At 62.8% G+C, this 1,419-nt stretch carries 1 protein-coding gene; it reads right to left on the bottom strand.

Annotated elements, in window-relative coordinates; translation table 11 throughout:
• Positions 1 to 109 precede the first annotated feature (109 nt).
• Positions 110 to 1,129, bottom strand: a complete 1,020-nt coding sequence (locus FN976_RS28680; protein ID WP_186511276.1) for an ATP-binding protein — start codon at positions 1,127 to 1,129, stop codon at positions 110 to 112.
• Positions 1,130 to 1,419: the final 290 nt, after the last annotated feature.

The raw sequence follows: 1,419 nt of genomic DNA, 5'->3' as shown, positions 1-1,419 counted from the left end.
CACTGCTGCACGATGCAATAGGTGGTCCAGATGCCATAGAGGGACTCATGCTCGAGCCCCTCCAGACGGGCGGGTAAGGCCAGCGCCACGCGCGCCGCGTCGAACGACTTCATGCCCTGCCACCCCGAGCAGCGGCGCCCGCATCGCTGTCCATGTCCGGCGCGTCCACGTAGTACGCAAGCACCGAGAAGAATTCGGCATCCTTGAGCGCCTGAAAAACCATGGCACTGTTGACGTGCTCCAACGCCAAGTGCTCATCGATGCAGCGGTGCAGAAGGCCAAGCAGCGACGCCCGCAAGTACTGCATCGGCAGGCGCAAACCGCTCGCGACGTTGTGCTGTTTCATCACGAGCTGCATCGCCTCGACGTAGGCGTCCGTCAGGTTCTGCAGCCTGAAGCCCGCCGCATAGGCGGCCGGAAAGGTTTGCTGTAGCGGCGGAAGCGCCTCATCCTCCACGGGACTGTCGAAGGCATCCAGGACTTCGCCGATGCTGTCGCAGTCAACGCCGCGGTAGATGAATTCGCGCGCGAAGAACCGACCCAGCACCTGCATGGCGCTGGCCTCGTGCCAGCTCTGGGGAGCGTTGCGCAGCTCGGGCTGGCCAATCAGGAGAAAAAAGGGATACACCCCGAGCTGCTCCAAGGCGTTGTAGCAGTAGATCAGATAGCCATACTGAGCGCGCGTGAGGTTTTGGGCCTCGTCGACCATGATGATGATGCGTTTGGATCCGGCCGTCTTCGCCAGCTCGACGAGGTGCGTATGACAACGCCTGCGCAGCACAGCAAGATCGCGGCTGGCGACCCTGTTGCAGCCGGACTGCTGCAACTGCTCCTGGATGAACTCCCGTTCGGTCTGCTTGCCATCGCGTTGGTCGGGGATGACCCAGTGCAGCACCGCAGTCGAATAGCCCAGAATCGAGCCGATGCCGAGGATCAGGTATTTTGCCGCGCGTGTCTTGCCGTTTCGTTGCTGGCCATAGACGGTTCCGCCGGGCAGGTCCATGCGGACCCATCGTGCGACCGTCACGCACAATTTGTCGATTTCGGGAGTCCAAACCGTGAGGTTGGGAAGCAGGCCTGCGGAGGGTTGACTCTGCGCGTCCCCAGAGACGGTGTCGTTGGTAACCATGGGAATTCCTTCCTTCATGTGAAGGTTTTGGGATGGCTGGAAGATTGAAGACGTCGTCGGCTAGACAACGCGAAGCGGTCGCTTGGACAATGCCCAGCGCGGTTGGGGGGCGGGATGAGCAGGCGAAGGCGCAGCCGGTTGGGCTGCGGGCCCGCTTGCTGCGTTCGTCGACGATGCGGCTGCGGGATGCACAGGCGCGGCGTTGGAGGGGCGCAGCGTCGTGAGCGGCAGGATCTCGATGGACTGGGCTGCCTTGGATGCCGCCTCCCAGTCCGCGAAACCCTGGGTCA

The organism is Caenimonas sedimenti (genome assembly GCF_007833165.1).
Lineage (GTDB): Bacteria > Pseudomonadota > Gammaproteobacteria > Burkholderiales > Burkholderiaceae_C > Ramlibacter > Ramlibacter sedimenti.
Note: the sequence above shows the minus strand (reverse complement) of the source record. Positions and strands in the feature narration are given on the sequence as shown.

Bases quoted from the DNA above. Each gene is read 5' to 3' on its own strand.
- FN976_RS28680 (WP_186511276.1), bottom strand. From the start codon at position 1,129: ATGGTTACCAACGACACCGTCTCTGGGGACGCGCAGAGTCAACCCTCC.